Source organism: Corynebacterium sp. UBA4397 (assembly GCF_002390965.1).
Taxonomy (GTDB): Bacteria; Actinomycetota; Actinomycetes; order Mycobacteriales; family Mycobacteriaceae; genus Corynebacterium; species Corynebacterium flavescens.
In genome coordinates this window covers 11,408-29,991 of sequence record NZ_DGRD01000007.1, presented here as the reverse complement: position 1 = coordinate 29,991, position 18,584 = coordinate 11,408, and the positions used below count along the sequence as shown (strand labels likewise).

Annotated in this window: 15 protein-coding genes; 4 read left to right on the top strand and 11 right to left on the bottom strand. The window is 60.3% G+C overall.

Annotation, left to right across the window (positions count from 1 at the left end; genetic code table 11):
• The first annotated feature begins 556 nt into the window (after nucleotides 1-556).
• Together B2696_RS01970 and B2696_RS01965 are read left to right on the top strand one after the other, a co-directional pair.
• Nucleotides 557-1,384 (top strand): DNA adenine methylase, encoded by an 828-nt coding sequence (locus B2696_RS01970; RefSeq protein WP_286953688.1) that lies wholly within the window; start codon nucleotides 557-559, stop codon nucleotides 1,382-1,384.
• On the top strand, nucleotides 1,377-2,735 hold the full coding sequence (locus B2696_RS01965) for a type II restriction enzyme (protein ID WP_276622018.1): 1,359 nt from the start codon (nucleotides 1,377-1,379) through the stop codon (nucleotides 2,733-2,735). The genes B2696_RS01970 and B2696_RS01965 overlap by 8 nt, the downstream gene beginning before the upstream one ends.
• Here B2696_RS01965 and B2696_RS01960 read toward each other — a convergent pair.
• From B2696_RS01960 to B2696_RS01910, 11 genes are all read right to left on the bottom strand, one after another.
• Entirely contained in the window at nucleotides 2,732-3,376 is a 645-nt protein-coding gene (locus B2696_RS01960; protein WP_075730259.1) for a LysE family translocator, read from the bottom strand. The two genes, B2696_RS01965 and B2696_RS01960, sit on opposite strands and share 4 nt — an antisense overlap.
• Nucleotides 3,373-3,759: an ankyrin repeat domain-containing protein gene (locus B2696_RS01955; protein ID WP_075730260.1), complete on the bottom strand. Its 387-nt coding sequence runs from the start codon at nucleotides 3,757-3,759 to the stop codon at nucleotides 3,373-3,375. Before B2696_RS01955 ends, B2696_RS01960 begins: the two co-directional genes overlap by 4 nt.
• A gap of 10 nt (nucleotides 3,760-3,769) precedes the next feature.
• Nucleotides 3,770-4,744, bottom strand: a complete 975-nt coding sequence (gene holA, locus B2696_RS01950; RefSeq protein ID WP_276622014.1) for a DNA polymerase III subunit delta — start codon at nucleotides 4,742-4,744, stop codon at nucleotides 3,770-3,772.
• Between the two features lies 1 nt (nucleotide 4,745).
• Nucleotides 4,746-6,416, bottom strand: a complete 1,671-nt coding sequence (locus tag B2696_RS01945) for a ComEC/Rec2 family competence protein (RefSeq protein ID WP_286953687.1) — start codon at nucleotides 6,414-6,416, stop codon at nucleotides 4,746-4,748.
• A complete protein-coding gene (locus tag B2696_RS01940) occupies nucleotides 6,413-7,159 on the bottom strand; it encodes a ComEA family DNA-binding protein (protein WP_075730263.1) in 747 nt (248 codons plus the stop codon). The genes B2696_RS01945 and B2696_RS01940 overlap by 4 nt, the downstream gene beginning before the upstream one ends.
• A 92-nt stretch (nucleotides 7,160-7,251) precedes the next feature.
• Complete coding sequence (locus tag B2696_RS01935) at nucleotides 7,252-8,127, bottom strand: DegV family protein (RefSeq protein ID WP_075730264.1); 876 nt, start codon at nucleotides 8,125-8,127, stop codon at nucleotides 7,252-7,254.
• Nucleotides 8,127-8,825 carry a histidine phosphatase family protein gene (locus B2696_RS01930; RefSeq protein WP_286953686.1) on the bottom strand — a complete coding sequence of 233 codons (699 nt, stop codon included), beginning with the start codon at nucleotides 8,823-8,825 and terminating at the stop codon, nucleotides 8,127-8,129. Before B2696_RS01930 ends, B2696_RS01935 begins: the two co-directional genes overlap by 1 nt.
• A gap of 6 nt (nucleotides 8,826-8,831) precedes the next feature.
• Nucleotides 8,832-9,275: a ribosome silencing factor gene (rsfS, locus tag B2696_RS01925; RefSeq protein WP_174775552.1), complete on the bottom strand. Its 444-nt coding sequence runs from the start codon at nucleotides 9,273-9,275 to the stop codon at nucleotides 8,832-8,834.
• A gap of 112 nt (nucleotides 9,276-9,387) precedes the next feature.
• Entirely contained in the window at nucleotides 9,388-10,005 is a 618-nt protein-coding gene (gene nadD / locus B2696_RS01920) for a nicotinate-nucleotide adenylyltransferase (RefSeq protein WP_286953685.1), read from the bottom strand.
• A gap of 15 nt (nucleotides 10,006-10,020) precedes the next feature.
• Nucleotides 10,021-10,929 carry a hypothetical protein gene (locus tag B2696_RS01915; RefSeq protein ID WP_286953684.1) on the bottom strand — a complete coding sequence of 303 codons (909 nt, stop codon included), beginning with the start codon at nucleotides 10,927-10,929 and terminating at the stop codon, nucleotides 10,021-10,023.
• Nucleotides 10,930-11,029: 100 nt separating this feature from the next.
• Entirely contained in the window at nucleotides 11,030-12,301 is a 1,272-nt protein-coding gene (locus B2696_RS01910) for a glutamate-5-semialdehyde dehydrogenase (protein WP_276622007.1), read from the bottom strand.
• Between the two features lie 169 nt (nucleotides 12,302-12,470).
• On the opposite strand from B2696_RS01910, the gene B2696_RS01905 reads away from it, so the two are divergent.
• Both B2696_RS01905 and B2696_RS01900 read left to right on the top strand, forming a co-directional pair.
• Nucleotides 12,471-15,107, top strand: coding sequence for a PD-(D/E)XK nuclease family protein (locus B2696_RS01905; RefSeq protein WP_286953683.1), 2,637 nt, complete (start codon nucleotides 12,471-12,473; stop codon nucleotides 15,105-15,107).
• A complete protein-coding gene (locus B2696_RS01900) occupies nucleotides 15,104-18,577 on the top strand; it encodes a UvrD-helicase domain-containing protein (RefSeq protein ID WP_286953682.1) in 3,474 nt (1,157 codons plus the stop codon). The genes B2696_RS01905 and B2696_RS01900 overlap by 4 nt, the downstream gene beginning before the upstream one ends.
• Nucleotides 18,578-18,584: the final 7 nt, after the last annotated feature.

Below are 18,584 nucleotides of genomic sequence, written 5' to 3'. Positions count from 1 at the left end.
AACTCACCCGCACCGCCCCGGTTATCCACAGCCGGGCCGCTTCGCCAGAACTTGGCAGTGCGATAGCAAGGCCATCCGGCCTATCCTGAAGGATTGGGCCCATGCGGAATCAAAATCAACGCACTCTAAAACCAGAAGATCCCCTTAACACCTACCAAGTGCTCGCCCGTTCCTGTCGGCCTTGGGTGACTTCAGCATGGATACTATGTTTGGCACCGATGTTAACCAACGAATCTAGGCGGAACTGGCTAAATTTTCCGTCGAAGAGTGCAGACACGCGCGATTGAGATAAACCGGGATGAGCCACAACTTCTGATTGTCCCACCCTCGCTCTGAGATCTCTTTGCGGATTGCGCGCATCTTGAGGTTCTCAGCTTCCTGATTGTGTCCGATATTCCACCCATTCGATCTTCTGACCACTCTCTGACAAGCCGAGAACATATATCGGTACCGATGTACACTAACGGTTTCCCACCCGCATCGATAACACGTTCGAACGCTTTGGGCTAACGTACTCATGCTCATGTCCGCTCGCACGTTAAGATGGACACTCGTTATGAATGATGTGAAGCCACTAGTGAAATGGGTGGGCGGAAAGCGCCAGCTCCTGCCCCAGATACACGCTGCGCTCCCGCAGGATGGCTTCGGCCGCTACTTCGAACCCTTCTTAGGCGGTGGCGCAGTCCTATTCTCTTTGCGCCCGCCCGCGGCTAGCGTCAATGACCTCAATTCAGAACTCATCAACCTCTACGAGGTCACCCGGGACAACGTCGAGGAACTCATTGCCTTGCTTGCTACTTATCCCAATGAGGCTTCATTCTTCTACGACATGCGCGGCCTCGACCGCGAGGCTGGGTTTGCGCGGCTCAGCCGCACCGAGCGCGCCGCACGCACGGTCTATCTCAACAAGACCTGCTACAACGGCCTCTACCGCGTCAATAACGCCGGCCAGTTCAACGCGCCCTTTGGCCGATATGCCAACCCCTCCATCTGCGATGTTGATACTTTGCGTGGAGTCTCCGCCTACCTCAATGGTAATGACATTGACTTTCACAACGGCGACTACTCCGCCATCTTGGCAGAAGCCGCAGCCGGAGACTTTGTCTACCTCGACCCGCCCTATGACCCGGTCAATCCCACGAGCAACTTCACCGGCTATCAATCCGGGGGCTTCGACCGCAGCAATCAGATCAAGTTGAAAGAGACCTGCGACGAGCTAGATGCCCGTGGCGTGCGTTTCTTGCTTTCTAACTCCGCCACGGACTTCATCAAAAAGCTCTATGGTGACTACCAGGTATCCATCGTGGGCGCCACCCGCGCCATCAATTCGGTAGCCTCCAAGCGCGGCAAGGTCGAGGAGGTGCTGGTGCGCAACTATGGGTGATAATCGCGAAGAAGAGTACCTGCGCCGCCGTTTCGAGGTACCTGCCGGGCAGGCCCTGGGTCTCAATGACATCGGTTGGCTGCGCGCATTTGACGCGAAGCTCTCCTCCGAGATTTCTACCGCCGGATTCGCTCGTGTCAGCGCCCAAGAACTCAAGGCTTTGAGTGGGCGCGAGCCAAGGCTTATGGCCAAGCATGACTTCTCTACTTCAAGGCCCTGGATCTTCGAGGACCTCGGGCTTTCTATCCTCCCGCTGAGCCGCAGCTCCTATCTCATTGGCCCTTTCAATCTCTATGAGCGTTTTCCGGTCAGCGCCGGAGTGTTGCGCACGCTTGCCATCCCCAGTGGAATCGAATCGCTGGATTTTTCTGCCCTCAGATCTGAAGCCCTAGTTCTCAGCGCCGCAGCGCTGTCCGGGATGATCGAGGACTTCATCGGAGGAAGCCGGCTCGTTCCCACCGTGGCCGGGCGCATGTCCACCGGGCGGCTTCCGCTCCACCTGCGCGAGATGGGCAAGCATTTTACCGTGGATCGTGCGCAGATGGAGATTGATGCGGGCTTCGAATCCCCCGAACACCTGGTACTGGTGGAAGCCAAGAACCACATCACCGCCGACTTCAATATCCGCCAGCTTTACTTCCCTTACCTGCGCTTTTCACGCGAGCTTTCGAAAGAGGTCATCCCCCTCTACTTGGTCTATTCCAACGGGGTTTTTCACCTCTACCGATACACTTTCACCGACCCGGAAGACTTCCGCAGCATTCGGCTCGCCGCGAGTACCCGCTATGTCCTGGGTGATTCGGCAGTAAGTATCGACTCACTCCGCACACTGCTGGACCGGATAAAACCCCGCACACACCCGCGTTCGCAGCATCAGGGACAAGCGCGTATACCCTTCCCGCAAGCAGATTCCTTTGCCAGGGTGGTCAGCCTCTGCGAGCTACTGCTCGACAAGGACTTGGACAAGACGGCTATTCACGCCCATTATGGATTCACCCCGCGCCAAGCAGACTACTACGTCAATGCGGGACGCTACCTGGGGTTGATTGATCTGGAGGGCTCCGTGGCCCGCTTGACTGCCCTCGGCCGAAGCATCATGGAAACGCCCTCGCGGGATGATCGCAACCTCGCACTAGTGGAGGTCATGGCGGGTGACGAGGTGTTCCACGCGGTTTTGGAGGGCGTCGTCGCCAAGCAGCGTGGCCCACAGCGCTCGGATGTCCTCGCCATCATGGAATCGAGTGCTTTGGAGATGTCGAGCAGTACCTTGAAGCGGCGGGCCGGCACGGTTATGGCCTGGGCCCACTGGGTGTGGGACCTAGTCGCACCCCGGCAACTTAAGCTTGCTTAGAATACGTCCTGGAAACCCGTGACGGCCATCGTGGCACCCGCCACGATGAAGAAGATTCCGGCGGCAACGTCAATCCACGGTCCCGCGCGCAGCATGCGACGCCGGATCTTGTTGGTGGAGATGACGAAGCTGATGACCAAGAAGAGCAGGAAGCTGGAGATAACCAGGCTGGCGATAAGCAGCACCGCCAGCCCCAGCGAGGGATGCGCTGGAAGCAAGGGCGCGATGAGCGCGGCCAGAAACAAGACAATCTTGGGGTTCGACAAGTTCGTGGTCATGCCCTGCACGAAGGCGTAGCGCAGCCTGCCCACCGAGGCTTCGGCCGATTCCAAGTCGACGGCCGGGGAGGTACGCGCGGCCCACCCCGTGCGCAGCATGTTCCAGCCCATCCACATCAGCCACGTTCCACCGACTAGCTGGATGAGGCCCAAGATTGAGGGGAAGGTGCGCAGGAGAGCTGCGGCGCCGAGCACCGTAAGCGAGCACCACATGATGACGCCGACTTGGATTCCGAGCACCGCTGCCACGGCGTGACGCCGCGACTTGGTGGCGATGCGGGTGATGAGGATGATGTCCGGTCCGGGTGACATCGCCGCAATAAGATTTGCAACGATGACCGTGAGGAAGGCGCTTAGGCTCATCCCCCCGCGCCCAAACGCTCAACGAGGTCTGCGCGCCCGAACATGCGGGCAGTGTCAATGGCAGTGGGTTGCCCGGCAGTCGCCGAGGCGCCAGCGGCGATTAAAGCCTCAATAACGGCCTCTTCCTTCTTGAAGATGGCTCCCGCCAGTGGGGACTGCCCCCGATCATTGAGAAGGTCCGCATCGGCGCCGGCTGCAAGAAGCTTTTCCACGAGATCAGCCTGGCCGTGGTAGGCGGCGAGCATGAGGAACGACTGCCCCTCCTGGTTGACCATGTTGACGTTAACGCCGCGTTCAATGTAATCCATTAGCTGCGCATCACCCGCGCGGGCGAAGTCAAAGAGCTTGGCGGCGAACTCTTCTAGTTCTTGATTCTCACTCATGCGCCCTACTTTATCGCGCCAGTTCCGCGATGCGACGCACGGCTGCCTCGATGGCGAAGTCGGGGTCGCCGCCCCGGCCTTTGACCTCTGCCTCCAACTCCGATACGAGGATGACGGCCCGGGTCACATTCTCCCCCGACCAGCGCCGGGCCACCGGCTGCGTCAGCTTGACCACATAAGCATTGAGCCCAGTCTGTTTGGCCAAGGAAAACTGGTCTCCGCGGGCCGAATAAAGCCGCGCTATCGCGCCGACCTTATTGGCCAGTGCCGCGGCGATGGCCACCGGACTCGCCCCGAGCTGCAGCGCGCGCCGGCAGGTGCTCACAGCAGCCTCGAGGCGTCCGGCGACGGCTGCATCCGCGATGTCCCAATTGGCGACCTCGGCCACGCCAACGTAGTAGTTATGCACAGCCTCCCTAGTCACGTTGCCGTTGGTATCGAAGACGAGCTGGGAAATCGCGGAGGCTAACTCGCGCAGATCAGAGCCCACCCCGTCGAGTACGGCCTGGACCACATCCGGGGTGGGACGCACACCATGGCTGGCGAACTCGCGCGTTGCCCACGGCAAAAGCTCGTTGGTGTAGAGCGAAAAAGCCTCGTGAACCTCGCCGATCTTGCGCAGCTTAGACACGATCTCGGGGGCCTTCTTCTTGGCCTTAAGTGTCTTTGCGCTCACCGTATACACAATCACCATGGTCATGCCCGGCGCGGGATTAACGCAGGCCTCTAACAGTATCTTGGTGACTTCCTTGCCCGCACGCTCGACGTCACTGACAACGATGACCCGGTTATCCCCGAATAGTGAGGGGCTGGTGGCCTCTGCAATCTCTCCCTCACTGACCTCGGAGGCCTTGAGCCTTTTGACCTCGAGGGCGGTATCGCTGTCCTGCGCCGCAGCACTCTGGATGGATAGGCGGGCGCGCTCGGTGAGGAACTCGTCATCTCCGAGGATGAGGTGGACGGGTGCAACAGGCATGACAGCCATCTTAGAACCTCCCGTCGCTAGAGTGTTGCACGCCGTCACGATAGAGGCGCACCGGACCATCGCGACTCGGGTAAAGCACTGGTATGCCCTCTTTTGTGCGCGTGGGTCGAGGCGTGGACTGAAAGGCTGTAGGCAAAGAACGCCGTGGCGAAACCTGCGAAGTGTCCCCTGTTTCTGGACCGCGCACGATGATGACCTGCGTCCCGGCAGGCACTGGTGCTATCTCGCTTTCCGTGCTGACCTCGTGGGTACGCAGGCGGCTAATGTCCACCTCCCCAGGCTGGTAGACGGCGGCCCCTACCGCGCACACCACGACGATTAAAGTCAGCAGCGGGCGCCGAAAGGCCAGGCCGAGCAGAATCCAGCCATAGACCAGCGCCACTGCCCACGGGCTGGCGGCCACCGTGGAGACAGGCAGCGCTACCACCCCATGTGCCACGGTGTTTATCCACCACGTGCAGGGTTCAGCGACTTTAAGCAAACACGTCCCGAGGATGTCGATAGGGCCTAACTGGGCACACGCTGCCGCGAGGACACCCAAGATCGTTATCGGCGCCGCGACCGGAGAAACCAAAAGATTAGCCAGCACCGAGACCACCGATACCTCGCCGGCCATCAAAGCCACCACTGGCATGGTGACCACGTCGGCGGCGAGGGCCACCGCCAGGGCGCGAACGAGAATCTCCGGCCAGCCGGTCGGTGCAAGAAAGCGCACGATGACTGGGCTGAGCACCACGATCCCGGCCGTGGCTGCAGTTGATAGCGCGAATCCAAAGCTCAGCGCAAGCTCACTGTCAACGAGAATCAGTACGATTATCCCCAGACTCAATGCGTGCAGTGGTTGCATGCGAGAGGAGTTAAGGACCGCGAGCAGCCCCACCATCCCCGCCACCGCGGCGCGCTGTACGGAGGGCTCGAAGCCCACCAAGAGCACGAACCCGGCCAATGCTGCTGCCGCCGCGGTCACCCTTTGGGCAGGACCCAAGGCGAAAGCAGCACATACTAGCGCCGCGGCGGAGCAAATGATGGCCACGTTGGCTCCGGATACGGCGCTCAAGTGTGAAAGCCCCGCGGCGACATAAAGATCCCGCTCGGCAGACTCTTGGAGGGTGGTATCCCCCAACACCATGCCAGGAAACAGACCCTGACTTGCCGGTCCCACGCTCTCGCTCACCAGCTCCCGGAAGTTTCCCGCCACCACGTGCGCCCACCCCCGCGGAGGCGCTACGCCCACGGCACTGCCCTCAGCCACCACGGGGCTCAGTCCCGGGCGCGAGGCCTCTTTAAAGGAGGCCGCGAGCGAAACTCGCGAGCCGGTTTCCAGGCCGGGATTATCCTTGACAAATACTGGCAGCTGCGCCGGGAAGCCCTCCACCCGCAGCCGCAGCAACCAAGTGCCGGAATCCATCTGGGTAGGTGCGGCGCTGATTCGACCCTCCAACGGCTGCGTAAACTCGAAAGCCTGCGCGCGAGACTTCCTTATTGCCGCCACTGCCACTGCGGCCAGCCCGATTCCGCCGCAGGCAATGCCCTGGCCACGCTGGCGAAGGAGAAGCCAGGCAGCAGCCACTACCATCACAATGATGCAGGCCGCCTGCCACCCGTTCAGCAGTACGATCGCGGTGGCCGCCCACACCACCGCCGCCCCTGGAAATAGCCGCAGCTCCGTCATGGCGTGACGTCATTTTTGAGTTTCTCGAACTTGGCAGGGCCGATGCCGCTGACATCCAAGAGCTGCTCGACGGAGTTAAAGCCACCGATCTCTTCCCTGTGGGCAATGATCGCGGCTGCGGTGACCTCCCCTACCCCGCTTAAGCTCTCCAGCTCCTTCTGGGAGGCACTGTTCAGGCTGACCTTTCCCGCCCCGGGACCAGAGCCGGCCTCCGCTAAACCACCGCCTTGCGAATCTCCAGCGCCCGCCGCGCTCGCACCCTGCACGGTTGAGCCTTGCTCCAACACCACGATCTGCTGCCCATCAACCAAGAGCTGGGCCTGATTTAGCCCCAAAAGATCAGCATGCGCCAAGGGCCGAGCCCGGGCGAGAGCATCTGCCAGACGCGCCCCCGGAGCCAGCGTCACAAGCCCGGCGGATTCGACTTCTCCCACGACCGAGACCACCACGGAACTTGGCGCCTGTGGCGTGGACTCAGAACTCGCAACTCCTCTCCCCTTGTTCACGACCTCCCCCGCTGTCTCCGCCGGGGTCGCTGGTGCCACTGGAGCCAGCTGCGTGCTTTGGCGCGAACTTATTCCCAGCCACGCCACCACGCCAGCCACGACAAGCACGGCGACAACGCAGGCCTGCCAGGGCGGGATGCGCAGCCGTGGGCGCGGGAAGTCCACATCGAGATATTCCTCTTGGCCCGTGGGCTCTTTTAGCTCACGCAGCCTATCGCTGATACGCGCGGTTGCCATACCTTGAAGCTAAGCCTGCGCTCCATAGCCAGGCCAGACCCGATCCGGCAACCTGTGGATAACTTGTTGTAAGGATCAACAACAGCCAGCAATCAGGGCCGCGGAGGATGCCACAGCGGCCCAAAAGAGGGAAACTCTAGCCGAGGCTTGGCCGGGGCTTCCTCAGGCTCGGGCGTACTAAAGACCACGGAAACCCCGATGGCACCGGGGCCTGCGTGCACGGACAAGACCTCCGTTAGCGGCACTACCATGAACGATGAGCCTTTAGCCAGAGCCAGCTCCAACAGATGCCTCAACCGCTCGGCCTCGGCGGGAGCATCATTGTGTTGAACCGCCACGAAGGCCGGCTGTCCATCCGCACGCGAGGCCACGAGATCTACCACCTTGGTAAAAGCCTTCGTCTGCGTGCGGGTTCTGCCTACCAATTCGAGTTTTCCATCCGCGATGGACATGATCGGCTTAGTAGCCAGAAGCGCCGTCGATAACATGGCCGTCGCCGCAGACATGCGCCCGGATCGGCGCAGATCCTCCGTGGAGTTGAGATATACCCATGTCTTTCCCCGCGCGAGGGTATCCGCGGCGGCGGAACGGCATTCCTCAAGGCTTGCCCCGTCTTGCGCGAGGCGTGCGGCAGCCATCGCGGCGGCACCCATCACCATTCCTGCGGTCTCGGAATCGAGGACTTTGACGGTATCGGGGAAAACCCCCGAGGCAGTCACCGCCGCCGACCACGTCGAGGACAGTTCCTTTGAGAGATGGATAGCCAGCACGCCCTCATCGCCGGAGCGCTCCATCTGGCGCCCATAAGCCGCCGCTAGTTCCAAGGCGCTCAAACCCGAGGTTGACTGTTCCTTTCCGCCAGCCCCAGCATTGTCCATGACATGCAGGTCGAGGACGCAAATATCCAGCTCCGTTATCACCTCGGGGGGCAATCCCGCCGCGGAATCCGTGACAACGCGCACGCTCACTAGATATCCGCCCCGGTTCCCCCGATGACGCGGGCCCCCATGTTCCAGCCTTCAAAGTACCAGGTGGCCTCGTCGACGTTATCCGGGCCAAAATGCAGCGGAGACAAAGGCTTGTCCGCATCGAAGCGCGGGCGCGCCGTCAGCTGCGACCAGTGAGTATTCTTCAGGCCAGACAAAATCCCGTATTGGTGATGCTCCAACCCGAGCAGGTGGCACGTCAATGCGGAGATAGCACCGCCGTGGGCAACAACTAAGACGGGACCATCATCCCAGGTGGTGCTGGTACGCATGAGGGAATCAATCACCGGACGCGCCCGCTTGGCGACGTCGACCCGCGACTCACCCTCCGGCGGAGCCCACGTGGGATCATGGCGCCAGATGGCGCGCGCGCCGGGAAATTGTGCATCGACCTCCGCCGAGCTCATCCCCTGCCAACGCCCGAGATCGGTTTCCCGCAGGCGCTTGTCGACGGCGTAGTCCATACCGAGGGAATCCGCGATCACCCGCGCCGTCTCCTTGGCGCGAATCAAATCGGAGGAGATGATGTAGGAGATATCTTTATCCCGCAGCAGTGCCGCCGCCGCAGCCGCCTGTTCATAGCCCACCTCGGCCAGATCGGTATCCAGGTGGCCCTGCATCCGGCCAGTGGCGTTATAGGTGGTCTGTCCGTGTCGGATCAGAATCAGGCGGCGGCTCATGAGGACTTAGAACTCCTCGTCCTCTTCCGGCTCCTGCGGGGCCAGCGGGATCTCGTCGATGGAGGAGACCTCACGGGTATTGGTCTCAGAAGACCACTCGCCAGGGCGCTCCGGAGTCTCGACGCCCTCAATCTCGATGAGGGGGCAGTCATGATAGAGACGGTCGAGGCCGTAGAACTCGCGCTGATCCCTGCGCTGTACGTGGACCACAATGTTTCCATAGTCCAACAAGACCCAGCGATTTTCGCGGTTGCCCTCGCGGCGCTTGGGCTCGAAGCCAGCTGAAGTTAGCTCGCCCTCGACCTCTTCGACGATTGAGGAAACCTGGCGCTCGTTATCGGCCGAGGCCACAACAAAGACCTCGGTGATGGCCAAAACGTCAGAGACATCGATGACCGCGATATTGGTGGCCAGTTTCTCGTTGGCGGCCAGCGCTGCAATCTCCGCCATCCGGCGGGCAACGTCAGAAATAGACAATGAACAATCCTTTTTAAAGACACTAGGAGACACAAGTACTTTTAAGCTTCTAGTGTTGCACGTTCTATGCTCATTTGCCTATTTCTCACAGCGGTTTATCCGGGTTGGGCCCATAGAGATTGTTCTTGGCAATGTACTGCACCACCCCATCTGGGACGAGGTACCACACTGGCTTTTTCGCGGCTGCGCGCCGCCGGCAGTCGGTGGAAGAAATCGCCATGGCCGGAATCTCAATGAGCTCAATGGCATCGCGCGAGCCAGGCGGCAACATATCAGTGCTCAACTCGTAGCCCGGTCGTGTCACTCCCACAAAGTGCGCCATATCCAGCATTTCTTCCCAATCCCGCCAACTGAGAATAGAGGCTGTCGAGTCCGCCCCGGTGATGAAGTACAGCTCCGCATCAGGAAAAAGCTTCCGCATATCACGCAGCGTATCGATGGTATAGGTGGGCCCTTCACGGTCAATATCGACGCGCGAGACCGTAAAGCGCGGATTCGAGGCCGTGGCCACCATGGTCATTAGGTAACGGTGCTCGGCCGCTGAGACGACTTTTCCCTCCTTTTGCCAAGGCTGGCCGGTGGGAACAAAGACTACCGTTTCCAAATTGAAGCGATAAGCCACCTCACTGGCGGCGACAAGGTGTCCGTGGTGGATGGGATCAAAGGTGCCACCCATGATTCCGATGCGCTGAGGGCTGGTCATGGGTGGCAAGTATAACTAGTAGGCCTTTGCTTCCTTTATCCAACCCGCCAATTCATCCGCCACCCGTGCATCATCTGCGGAAGCCTCGCCTTGGAAGTAGGAGCCATGAACTTTCATGCGAGTATTAATCGCATCTACGGTTGAAGCGACCGTAAGATCGCACACGAAATCTCCCCGTAGGCAATAATCGAGGTGCTTTGCACTCGATGCTCCACTAGGCAAGTAGTTGGTGGGAACTGCTTCCAATAACCCGCCACCCCGAGCAGGGGTGCCCACAGTATCTTTAACATTCGGGCGCGCAAGAGGATTGCCCATATATACCCCACCAACTAGGCGGCCTTTAGCTGCTAGGTGGTCTTCGAGGCCCGTTCCGATTATCGCCCCCTGCGAATATCCCGCAGTAATGTACCGCGGCGCACAGCCGGTGCTGGCTTCAAAATTGTCGACAACCTGTGGAGCCATCCTCTGCCCAGTCTCTAGGCTATCTTGAAACTTGAGAGCTGCTGATTGTATTAGATCCCCTAAGGGAGCTTGATGCAATATGACGCCCACGCGCTTGAAGAGCTCGAGAGTGGAAATCTCCTCCCCCGTTTCAGCTACCGTTGGCACGCCCATGGTTGCCGGATACTGTTCTTCGTCGAGAGATAGGACATAAACGTCTTCCATCGTTGTGGGATTCCGGCTCTCTGCGAGCCGGAATAGCCCAGTAAGATTTGGCCCCTCGTAACCATTTGAGACTGCTCCGTCCGGCACATACTGCTGCGGGCCGAAGTACTGGTCCGTGTCTTTATTCTGATCTGTGCCGCGCGCGGCAACGATAACGACAGCCGGACAGGATCCTATGCCGCTGGCATGCGCTGGGCTCAGAGTAAGGCCCGCGGCTAAAGCCGCGAGGACAGCTACAGCACTTCGCCGCAACCACACGCGGAACTTCCAAGAATCAGAAAAAGGGCGGGTAGAGGGTTGAGGAAAGGGATAGGGGGAATGAGAGAGGTAGGGAACTTTCACCCCAAAAATATAACACTCACGGACGGGTCTGTCCGGTGCCTTCCAGAATCCACTTCGTGGAGGTCAGCTCGGGCAAAGCCATCGGTCCGCGCGCGTGCAACTTCTGCGTGGAGATTCCAATCTCAGCACCCATTCCATAGACCTCGCCATCCGTGAAAGCGGTGGAGGCATTGAGCATCACCGCTGCGGCATCTACCTCGTTGGCAAACTTCAGGAGGACGCCGGCGTCTTGCGCGGCGATGCCCTCGGTATGCCCCGTGGTGTACTTAGCTATGTGCGCGATGGCACCATCGACTCCTTCAACGACCTTGGCGCAGATGTCCATGGAGAGAAACTCTTCGCTCCAATCCTCCTCGGTGGCCTCGACTGCGCCTTTAACACCGAAGGCCTCCAGCTCGGAGACGATTCCGTGGATGGTGACGCCCCTATCCTGCAGGGCCTCGATAATCCGCAGCTTGTCATCATCGCTTAAAGCAGCATCAAGCAAAACGCACTCGGTGGAATTGCATACCGACACGCGCCGCGTTTTACCGTTGATTACCATAGCGATGGCCTTGTCCACATCCGCAGAGGCATCGATATAGAAGTGGCAGTTGCCGGTGCCGGTCTCAATGGCGGGAACGGTGGCGCCTTTAACAACGGCGTCGATAAGCCGGGCGGAGCCGCGCGGAATGACCACGTCTACGAGGCCACGGGCGGTGATGAGATCCTGCACGGACTCATGGGTCTGGCAGGGCAAAAGCTGCACGCCCTCGCGCGGCAAACCAAACTCCTCGAGCGTGTCCTGCAGGATTTCCACCAGCTTGGCATTGGAGGAGCGAGCGGACTTCGAGCCGCGCAGAAGAGCCACGTTGCCGGACTTTAGAGCGAGGCCAAAAGCATCCACCGTGACATTGGGGCGAGCCTCATAAACCATGCCCATCACCCCCAGCGGGACGCGGACCTGCTTCATCTGGATGCCGTTATCCATGGTGTGTCCTTGCAGGATCTCCCCCACCGGATCTTTCAGCCCCGCCACCTGGCGCAAGCCTCCGGCGATGCCTTCGATGCGATCGCTATCGAGAGCCAGGCGGTCAACCAAAGCCTCCGTCATTCCGGCCGCGCGACCGGCTTCGATATCCTGCTGGTTCGCCGCCAAAATATCGGCGCTGTGTGCCACGAGGTTTTCCGCGGCGCGCCTTAAAATCTCGTTTTTCTTCGGCGTAGCCAACTGGGCAAAAACCGGCGCGACCGCCTTAGCGGCCTGGGCCTGGGAAAGGACTTCTTCGCGTTCAGAATTTGTGCTCATGGGTTTCTAGCATACGCAAACCCAGCCTGAGTCTCAGGTGCTTCACGCGTACCGAGCTAAGCACACGGGGTGCTCCACGTGTGGGGAGTGCTCCCCGATAGGTGAGCACATGTCCGGTACGGGGGATAGATTGAAACGCGACAATTCACGAGAAGAAAGGCCCATTGGGATGCACATAGACTTCGGCTGGGAGTTTGATCATCGCGCCGACACCACTTCTACTACCGTGGGCACCGTGCGTTGCGGCCCGCAGGGCCTCGCCACCACACTTGCCACACGGCTGGGTCTGCAGGCTCCGCAGCTCACAGCGCCAGAGCGCATCGTGGCCTACCGCAGCGCACTGCACAACGCTGTCGCGGCCGGCCGCGCGGATTGGTGCGCCGAATCCTGCGCAAAGAACCCCTGGGCCATGGCCCAGGCCCTGCTGCGCTGGCGGGATGAACTGGTTGCCAATGGCTGGCGTCCAGAAGGAGACGTCCCCACAGACTCAGCATCGCGCCTCGCCGTCATCGATCTCATCGAACGTATGAACACAGTCCCCGCCGGTGCCGCCGATAGCATTCGCGCTGTAGCGCAAGCGCTGTGGGAGATGTCATCTAAGGGGCAGAGCTGGCCTGTGGGAATCTCCACCATTAGCCTGCACTTTTGCCGGATAGATGAGCTCCCGCGTATCTGGCAGGAAATCTTCTCCGGCCTGCAGGCGCAGGGCGTCCAGGTGGATGAGGTGGCACAGGTTTCTCGCCTCGAATCTCTTGACATCATCACGGCAGACACCATCTACGAATGCGCTACATCTGCCGCGCGCATTCTCGCCCAAAGTGAGCACCAGACCATTCTCACCGGCGCCGCTACCACCGCGCTGGACCACGAACTCGCACTGCGCAATCAGGCTGCCATAGGCTACGGCGAAAGCGCGCCCACTCCTACCCTTCCCGTATTCCTCGCCGCTTGTACGCGTCCCCATGACATTCGGGCCCTGTCCACGCTGACCATGTTGCGCTACTCCACGGGTAGCCTCATCCCGAACTTCGTGGGTAACCGCATTCGTTCGCTGCTCAACCGCGCAGCAGGAGTGGGCTCTGCGGAGTGGGCGGAAGAGTTTGAGACCGGCGCCCTTGCCCAAGACGAGCTCGCCCGCGATATCGACCAATTGGTCCGTCTGCAGCCCTTGGAAGACACTGATGTGCTCTCCGCTGAGGACCTTCTACCCCACCTTGAGTGGCTACGCGCTCGGCTTCTCAAACTAGGCCAATCTTTCGAAGCAGAAGTAGTAGCTCAAGCCCGCAACGTCCTCTCCACAGCTGGGACCTTAAGCCGCCGCGAACTAGATTCCATACTCGAAGCTCTTTCGGCGCACTGCCCTGCCTTGCCCCAAGCCCAGCCTGGCCGCAGCGTAGCGCAACACCCCGTCGCGCTGCCTCTGGGATGCCAGGAGGTTTTGTGGTGGGCACCAATCGATAACACGGTGTCGGTTGCGCAGGATTTCACCCAGGTCGAAGTGGCGCAGCTGGCTCAGGCAGGAGTACACCTACCCATCCCTTCCTCGCTCGCTCCGTTGGTCATCTCCGGACAGCTGGGTATCCTCACCACCGCTCGAAGCATCACCGCAGTCATTCCTTCCTACTGCTCGGGGGAGGAGACTTCGCGCCATCCGCTTCTTAATCTCCTGCTCTCCAAAGTAAGGGACGCTTTGCCCTCCACGGAATCCGGGAAAGCAAGCGTCACGGAGATAGCAAAGAAGGTCACTTCCCGGGCGGGTGCTTTGGTGCAGGGAGACACGTGGAGCTTCCGCGGTCTGCGCCTGCCGGTGACGCTTCCTGCCATCGCCGCGCTTCCAGCCGGCAATCCCTTCTACCGCGAGTTCACCCCCGCCGAGCACCTGCTGCCGGAGCGCCTGTCCTATTCTCAGATGGTCGATATTATTCAGCACCCCTTGGAGTGGCTCCTGCGCCGCCGGTTGGGCATCGACCCGGGTGTGGCCATGAACCTCCCCGGTGGAAACCAGCTCTATGGCACGGTAGTCCACAAGGTATTCGAGGACTTGCATGCCAAGAACGCCACTGCGGCGGAAGTTGAGAAAGCCTTTAACTCCGCGCTGGAGGGATACGGCGCGGAGCTAACCCTCAAGGGACAGGAATCCGCACGGAAGCGCCTTCTGGGAGACACCACGCGTGCGGTCGCGGATATCAATGCAGCCGTGCGCGCCATGGGCGCCACCATCTCCGGAAATGAAACTCCGATCACCGGCGTCACATTGCCTGAACTCCCTGGCCGAGAAGGCGCCCCGGTGGAGCTGCGCGGACAAAGGGACGTCGACCTCGATTTCGGCGGAGGGCGCATCGGCCTCTTCGACCTCAAGTACACCACGAGCAAGAATAAGTTCAGTGATGAGATCTCCAAGAACCAAGAGATGCAGCTTGCTGTCTATGCTCGCTCCCTAGCAGGCACGGCCAAGGGCCTGGGTTCCTATCCCGTGGCCTATTACTCGATACTCCAGACGCGCTTCTTCTCCCCCTTCCCCATCTTCTCCCCGCCCTATACGGGACCCGCCTCCTTGCCGGAGGACTCACTCACGCCCCTGTGGGATCGCATGGTTTATCACGTCAACTACGTCCTCGATGGGCTTAGGCAGGGCTGGGTCTTCGACCTGGATAACTTCCGGAGCTTGGATAAGAAAGATCAAGCAGCTTTCCCCGAGTTCAGCACTCGGGTCACCGAACTTGAAGCACGGGGCATGGCCACACGCGCGGCTAGCCCTTATACCGCATTCGACTTCCTCACTGGGAACAAAGGAGACCAAGCATGAGCAAGGCTCATTTCACCATCATCAGCGCCTCCGCTGGCGCCGGCAAAACCTACACTCTCACCCAATTGCTCACGAAGCGCCTGGCGGATACCACAAATCCCTTAGAGCCGAGCCAGATCATCGCCACGACCTTTACCCGCAAGGCAGCCGGTGAGCTCTCCGAGCGCATCCAGCAGGGCTTGGTCGATGCTGCGGAAGACCCGTTACTGAAACCTGCAGAATCAGCGCGCCTCAACGAGCAGATTCTCAAGTTGCCCGGCGCGCTGATCGGCACCGTCAACTCGGTAACGGATCAGATCCTGCGCATGTTTGCCGTGGACGCGGGGCTCTCACCGGAACTGACCGTGCTCTCCGAAGATAGTGAGAAGGCCGCTTTCTCCCTAGCTACCTCGCGCATCATCGCAGACTATGAAGAAGAAAACTCCGCCCTCCTTGCTCGCATGAGTTATAGCAAGCGCAGCAATTCCCGGAGCAAGTCCGGTTTTGGAAACTCAACCGAAGTCGAGTGGGGCGAAACTCTGCGAGAGTTCATCGCAGCGATCCGCCGAGAGAACATCGACCTTGCCGATTTGCCTGGCTTAGCGGAGGATTCCATCAGCGAGCTCACCACCACTCTTGGTCAGGCACGCGTCACCGAGGAGGACAAGCTTCGCTCGCTTTACGCGGAGGATCCCAGCTGTGCGCTTTTGAACTACTCTGCCGCGGATGCGCGGGAAGAGATCCTCGAACAATATCCTGCCCTAGCAGCAAACCTCAGGGATGCTTTAGAGGCCGGCGACATCAAAGGCACATCCGTCAAGCCGCTGAAAAACTTCCTGGAGAAGCTTCCGCAGGAATTGCACCGCATGAAACTCAACCTGGATATTGCGGCTGATCGCACCCCCTGGAAGCAGTGGCACAAGGCCACAGAGGGCGAAGTAGGAAAAGCAAAGGGAGGAAAGCCGGTTAAGGATGCGGTACAAGAAACCTTCCCCCCACATTACATTCTCTTTTCGCAGTCCTTCCAGGATGATGTCGCGGCACTTATCCGCCTGACCTATACCGCAGCGGCGGATTGCTTGGAGAGCTACCAGGCATACAAGGACGCCACCGCACAGATTGACTTCAGCGATCAGGAGCAAAAGGCGCTGCGGCTTCTACGGGAGAATCAACAGGTAAGGGAGGAGATTTCCGCCCGTTTCGAGCTTCTAATCGTGGACGAGTTCCAGGACACAAATCCCATTCAGCTGGCGGTATTCATGGAGCTTGCCCAGTTGGTCTCCGAGGTTATCTGGGTGGGTGATCCCAAGCAGTCCATCTATGGTTTCCGCGGTTCCGATCCCGCGCTCATGGACGCTGCACTGGCTGCCATCACCGATCCGGCAGGTCCCTTCCAAGGCGATACCTCCAACCTCGCGCGCAGCTGGCGCTCATGGAGCAAACCCATCAGCCTCTCCAACGAACTCTTCGCCCCGTTGTTCCCCGAGGGAGATAACGCGCGACTCTTCCTCCCCGAACCATTCGCCGCGCCTGAATCACCGCGCTCTCGTATCGGAGGCAGTGTTGAAATCTGGGAGCCAGAACGCGGCAAGTTCAATAACGGCAAGATCAAACCGCCTACGATACCTGCATTCTTTGATGCCCTCGCCGAAGATCTGGCCCGCACCTTCCGAGAGGAAGGCTTCCCCTCAGGTGGCTGCGCCATCCTCTTGTCCACCAACTCCCATATCCATGAAATGGTCTCGGCACTGTCGGGACACGGCATTCCGGCCACTGCTGATGCGCGTACTCTCCTCGAGACCCGAGAGGGCACGGTGCTGCGTGCAGCGCTGCTGTGGCTAGTGGATAAGACCTCCACCCAGTCCTTGCTCGAGCTTATCCATGTCTTTGAAGATCACCCGGCGCATCTGACCTGGTTCGACGAGCTATGTGCCGCCGCTGACCCCACCCAGCGGCGTGAGCTGCTGGCCCAGTGGGCACAGCACCCCAGCATTGCGGTCGTAGACGAGCTCGCCCCCTTGGTGGGCGGCGCTGCACTACCGCAGCTGGTCGAAGCCGCCATTGCGGCACTGCGCCTGCCGGAGCGCATCGCCAGCTGGTCGCAGCCTCAGCAAAGGCTTGCCACCCTCGATGCCTTCGTGGGCAATGCCTCCGCCTTTAGCCAGCAGTCCTTGGCCGGAGCGGGCCAGCATTCACTTCTGCGTTTCCTGGAATCTCTGGAGCAGGACTCCCCGGCCACTAGGGCCGCGGAGAACCCCACCGCAGTCCACGTGGGCACCATCCATTCCGCGAAAGGACTGGAATGGGGAACTGTTATTCTCCCCGGCCTGCAGCACAACGACCGTTTTAAGCCGGCCGGCGTGTGGGTGGACCCGGCTCCTCGCTTCGATGTCACCGCTCCTCTGGAGGGCCGCCGCCTGCTCTTTTGGCCGCTCAGCCTACTCCTGGACACAAAGGGCTGCCGCGAAGTTCTTTTGGGCTCTCCGCTGCACCAGACTCGCGCGCAGGCTGAACACCAGGAGGATCTGCGCAGGCTCTACGTGGCATTTACCCGCAGCCGGGAGCACACCGTCATCGTGCCCTTGATGAGCATCGGCGATTCTTTCCCTGCTTTGCTGGCCCACGATTCCCGCCCGGTGGAATTGCTCACGGGAGCGGAAGGAAACGTGCTGCGCTTCGATAATTCTCAGGTCATAGATTCGGTGCGCCCCCGCGACGTCCGGCTCGATAAAGATGTGCTAGTCGATGTCCCCGGTATGGCGCAAGAGACCTCCGCGCACACGGAGATCGACGTCATTCACCGCGTCTTCCCCACCGCCATCGATGAGCCAACGGTGTGGGATGCCGACCCGGCGCGCGAGTTTATGTCCCGGGATGCCCATTATCCGACTCCGAGCGAGCAGGTATTCTCCCCTGCCCGCTTCGTTGCCTCCTCCGCGCAGGCCACCGAAGTTGAGTCGCAGGCTCAGGTTCTGCGTGTAGAGGACACCGGCCCAGCCCTACACTCTGGTGGCGGCCAAAATTGGGACAAGGTGGGCGATGCCGTGCACGCCTACCTTGGTGTCGACCTGGCTCACCTTCAGCCCCTGCAGCGCAGTGAACTGGCGGAAGGGATCATCGAACGCTGGGGCATCGGACGATATATCGATACGGCTGATTTGGAGGCCATGGGCACTAACTGGCAGGCGTGGGTGAATAAGCACTTCGGGGATTCGGCCCGCATTGAGACCGAAGTACCTTTTGATTATTGCGCTCAGGACGGTAGCCGCGCACAAGGCTGGATGGACGCCCTTATTGTCGGCGAGGATGGCGTGCGCTACCTCGTGGATCACAAGACCTACCCGGGCAAGGACCCGGAAGCCCACATCCGGGCCAACTACCTCGGGCAGATGGCTACCTACTCGCGCGTGCTTGAGGGCGCAGGAATAAAAGTGGGTGGCATCTTTATGCACTTGCCGCTACTCGGCCAGGTCTGGGAGGTGCGCTTCTAGGCTCGTA